The 3,921-nt window shown below is 71.7% G+C and carries 4 protein-coding genes; 3 read left to right on the top strand and 1 reads right to left on the bottom strand.

Annotated elements, in window-relative coordinates:
• Positions 1-787, bottom strand: a 787-nt coding sequence (locus tag KBA23_RS16085) for a LysR substrate-binding domain-containing protein (RefSeq protein ID WP_290743079.1), incomplete at its 3' end; no start/stop codon positions are given.
• A 107-nt stretch (positions 788-894) separates the two neighbouring features.
• Between KBA23_RS16085 and KBA23_RS16080 the strand changes: the two genes are divergently transcribed.
• The 3 genes from KBA23_RS16080 to fba are packed head-to-tail and all read left to right on the top strand — an operon-like array spanning position 895 to position 3,854.
• Positions 895-1,887 carry a class 1 fructose-bisphosphatase gene (locus KBA23_RS16080; RefSeq protein ID WP_290743076.1) on the top strand — a complete coding sequence of 331 codons (993 nt, stop codon included), beginning with the start codon at positions 895-897 and terminating at the stop codon, positions 1,885-1,887.
• 2 nt (positions 1,888-1,889) lie between these two features.
• Positions 1,890-2,762, top strand: coding sequence for a phosphoribulokinase (locus tag KBA23_RS16075; protein WP_290743074.1), 873 nt, complete (start codon positions 1,890-1,892; stop codon positions 2,760-2,762).
• Positions 2,763-2,774: 12 nt separating this feature from the next.
• Positions 2,775-3,854: a class II fructose-bisphosphate aldolase gene (gene fba / locus KBA23_RS16070; protein WP_290743071.1), complete on the top strand. Its 1,080-nt coding sequence runs from the start codon at positions 2,775-2,777 to the stop codon at positions 3,852-3,854.
• Positions 3,855-3,921: the final 67 nt, after the last annotated feature.

The following is a 3,921-nucleotide window of genomic DNA, read 5'->3' as shown; positions in this document are numbered from 1 at the left end:
CGAGCGTCCCGTGGCGCAGCTCCTCCACCACGGCATGCTCCGAGATCAGCGCGATCGCGAGACCGGCCCGCACCGCCTGCTTGATCGTCTCGTTGGTGCCCATCTCGATGGTGCGCACCGACCGCCCCTCGGCGATGCGATCGAGAAATCGGACCATCAGGCTGCGCGTCCCCGAGCCCGCCTCGCGCGACAGGAACGTCTCCTCGACCAGAAGCTCCGGCTCGACCCGGGCGGCTCCCGCCAGCCTGTGCCCGGGGGCCGCGACGATCACGTGCGGATGCGGCCCCAGCGTCGCCGCCTCGACCGCCGGCTCGCGCGGCGGCCAGCCGGTGATCGCGAGGTCGAGCCGCCCCTCGGCCAGCGCCGCGAACGTCTCTCCGCGGTTGCCGACCTTGAGTTCGATCTCGATCTCCGGAAACCGCCGCATCAGCCGCGCCACCAGGAAGGGCGCGAAATACTTCGCCGTGCTGACCACCCCGAGCGCCACCCGTCCGCGCGTGCCGGCGCGCAGCGCGGCGATTCGCTCCACGCCCACGTCGAGCGCCGTCTGCGCCGCCCGCGCCGCGGCGAGCATCGCCGCGCCCTCCGGAGTCGGCTCCCAGCGCCCGTCGGCCGCGCGCGCCAGCATCTCCGCCCCCGCAAAGTCGCGCAGGCACTTCAGTTGCGCATGCACCGCCGGCGCCGACAGCCCCAGCGCCTCCGCCGCCGCCGCCAGCGAGCCGCGCTCGACCACCTCGCGGAAGGCGCGCAACTGCTTGAAGGTGATGGCGTCCGGCCGAGCCTTCATGTTTCCTGAACCTCCATTTAGATCTATAAAATTTTCTTTTGGGCGGCGCTCTGTCAAGACTCCTTGCGAAAGTTTCGGTCGGCGGCGACCGCGGGAGGAAAACAAAGATGCTGGACGACGCCGGCCCCATCGATCTCCAGCCCGTCCCCGCCGCCTTCCGCGCGCCCCTTGCCGGCATCGCGGCCGCAGCCCGCGACCTCGCCCTGACCATCGCCGGCGGCGCCGGCCTCGGCGCCGCGGCCGGGCGCAACGCCGACGGCGACCACCAGGTCGCGCTCGACCTCCTCGCCGACGCCGCCTTTCGTGACGCCCTCGCCGGAACCGGCGTGCGCTGGTACGCCTCGGAGGAACTCGACGACGTCGCCGCCCTCGGCGAGGGCGCGCTCGCCGTCGCCATCGACCCGCTCGACGGCTCGTCGAACCTCGATGTCAACGTCTCCGTCGGCACGATCTTCGGCATCTACCCGGCCGAGGCCGACCCGCGGGCGAGCTTCCTGCGCCCGGGCCGCGATCTCCTCGCCGCCGGCTACGTCATCTACGGCCCGCAGACCGCCCTCGTCGCGAGCTTCGGCGATGGCGTGATGCGCTTCGTCCTCGACGCCGCCACCGGCGCCTTCCGCCTCGCCGCGCCCGACATCCGCGTGCCGCCCCGCGCCCCGGAGTTCGCCATCAACGCCTCGAACCACCGCCACTGGCCGCAGCCGGTGCGCGCCTTCGTCGGCGACTGCCTCGCCGGCGCCGAGGGCCCGCTCGGGCACAACTTCAACATGCGCTGGATCGCCTCGCTCGTCGCCGAGGTCCACCGCATCCTCACCCGCGGCGGCGTCTTCCTCTACCCGGCCGACGACCGCGCCGGCTACGAGCACGGCCGGCTGCGCCGCGTCTACGAATGCGCGCCCGTCGCCTGGCTGATCGAGCAGGCCGGCGGCCGGGCGACCGACGGCGCCGAGCGCATCCTCGACCAGGCGGCCACGAGCCTCCACGAACGCACCCCCTTCGTCTTCGGCTCCGCCGACATCGTCGCCAGCGTCGCCGCCTACCACGCGGCCCCTCCCGAGACCTCGGCCCTCTTCGGCCAGCGCGGCCTGTTCCGGTCCTGACCATGAGCCGCAAGCACCCGATCATCTCTGTCACGGGCTCGTCCGGCGCCGGCACGACCACGGTCAAGCACACCTTCGACCAGATCTTCCGCCGCGAGGGCATCAAGGCCGTCGCCATCGAGGGCGACGCCTTTCACAGCTACGACCGCGCCGCGATGAAGACCGAACTCGCCGCCCGCCTCGACGCAGGCGACGCGACCTTCAGCCACTTCTCCTACGAGGCGAACGACCTCGCCGCGCTCGAGGCCACCTTCCGCAGCTACGGCGAGAGCGGGACGGGGCGCACCCGCACCTACGTCCACGACGCCCGCGAGGCCGAGCACTGGGGCGTCGAGCCCGGCCGCTTCACCGACTGGCGCGACCTCGACCCGGGCTCCGACCTGCTCTTCTACGAAGGCCTGCACGGCGCCGTGGCGAACGGCGCGGTCAACCTCTCCCGGCTCGCCGACCTCAAGATCGGCGTCGTCCCGGTGATCAATCTCGAATGGACCCAGAAGATCCACCGCGACCGCGCCAGCCGCGGCTACTCCACCGAAGCGGTCACCGACGTGATCCTGCGCCGGATGCACGCCTACGTGCACTGCATCTGCCCGCAATTCACCGAGACCGACATCAACTTCCAGCGCGTCCCGGTGGTCGACACCTCGAACCCGTTCATTGCCCGCTGGATCCCTACCGCCGACGAAAGCCTCGTCGTCATCCGCTTCCGCAACCCGCGCGGCATCGACTTCCCCTACCTCGTCTCGATGATCCACGGCTCGTGGATGACCCGGGCGAACTCGATCGTCATCCCCGGCGGCAAGCTCGACATCGCGATGCAGCTCATCCTGACCCCCCTCATCCTGCGCCTCGTCGACAACGCGCGCCGCGCCTGAAGGAGCGACCCGATGGCCCTGATAACGCTCAGACAACTCCTCGACCACGCCGCCGAGCGCGGCTACGGCGTCCCCGCCTTCAACATCAACAACATGGAGCAGGGCCTCGCCATCCTGCGCGCGGCGCAAGCCTGCGACGCCCCGGTGATCCTCCAGGCCAGCCGCGGCGCCCGCTCCTATGCCGGCGACGTCATGCTCCGCCACATGGTCGAGGCGCTGGCCGAAACGCACCCGCGTATCCCGATCTGCCTCCACCAAGACCACGGCAACGACGACGCGACCTGCCTCTCCGCCATCCGCCACGGCTTCACCTCGGTGATGATGGACGGCTCGCTGGAGGCGGACATGAAGACGCCCGCCTCCTACGACTACAACGTCGCCACCACCGCCCGCGTCGCCCGCATGGCCCACGCCGTCGGCGCCTCGGTCGAGGGCGAACTCGGCATCCTCGGCTCGCTCGAGACCGGCGAGGCCGCCGCCGAGGACGGCTCCGGCGCCGAGGGCGCGCTCTCCCGCGACCAGCTCCTGACCGACCCTGCCCAGGCCGCGGACTTCGTCGCGCGCACCCGCGTCGACGCGCTCGCCATCGCCTGCGGCACCAGCCACGGCGCCTGGAAGTTCAGCCGCAAGCCCGACGGCGACATCCTCGCCATCCACGTCATCGAGGCGATCCACGAGCGGATCCCCGACACCCACCTCGTCATGCACGGCTCGTCCTCGGTGCCGCAGGCGCTCCAGGACATGATCAACGAATTCGGCGGCGAGATGCCGCAGACCTGGGGCGTCCCGGTCGAGGAAATCGTCCGCGGCATCCGCCACGGCGTGCGCAAGGTCAACATCGACACCGACTGCCGCATGGCCATGGCCGCGCAGTTCCGCAAGGTCGCAACGCAGAAGCCCGCGGAGTTCGACCCCCGCAAGTTCCTGATCCCGGCCATGGCCGAGCTCGAGGCGCTGTGCCGCGCCCGCTTCGAGGCCTTCGGCACGGCCGGCCACGCCCACGCCATCACCCCGATCCCGCTCGACGAGATGGCCCGCCGCTATGCCGGCGGCGTTCTCGACCCCGTCGTGACCGCCGCCGAAGCCGCCTGACCGAACCGCCCCGCGGGCCCGTCCGCCCGGCCGCCCCCCCGCCGACACGGTCGGCGCCGTTCTCCAG

The organism is Amaricoccus sp., from assembly GCF_017995835.1.
Taxonomy (GTDB): domain Bacteria; phylum Pseudomonadota; class Alphaproteobacteria; order Rhodobacterales; family Rhodobacteraceae; genus Amaricoccus.
The sequence above is the reverse complement of the archived record's forward strand: the minus strand, read 5'-3'. Positions and strand labels throughout refer to the sequence as shown.

Excerpts from the sequence above, each read along its gene's own strand:
- KBA23_RS16080 (WP_290743076.1), top strand. The coding sequence starts at position 895 with ATGCTGGACGACGCCGGCCCCATCGATCTCCAGCCCGTCCCCGCCGCC.
- fba (WP_290743071.1), top strand. The coding sequence starts at position 2,775 with ATGGCCCTGATAACGCTCAGACAACTCCTCGACCACGCCGCCGAGCGC.
- KBA23_RS16075 (WP_290743074.1), top strand. The coding sequence starts at position 1,890 with ATGAGCCGCAAGCACCCGATCATCTCTGTCACGGGCTCGTCCGGCGCC.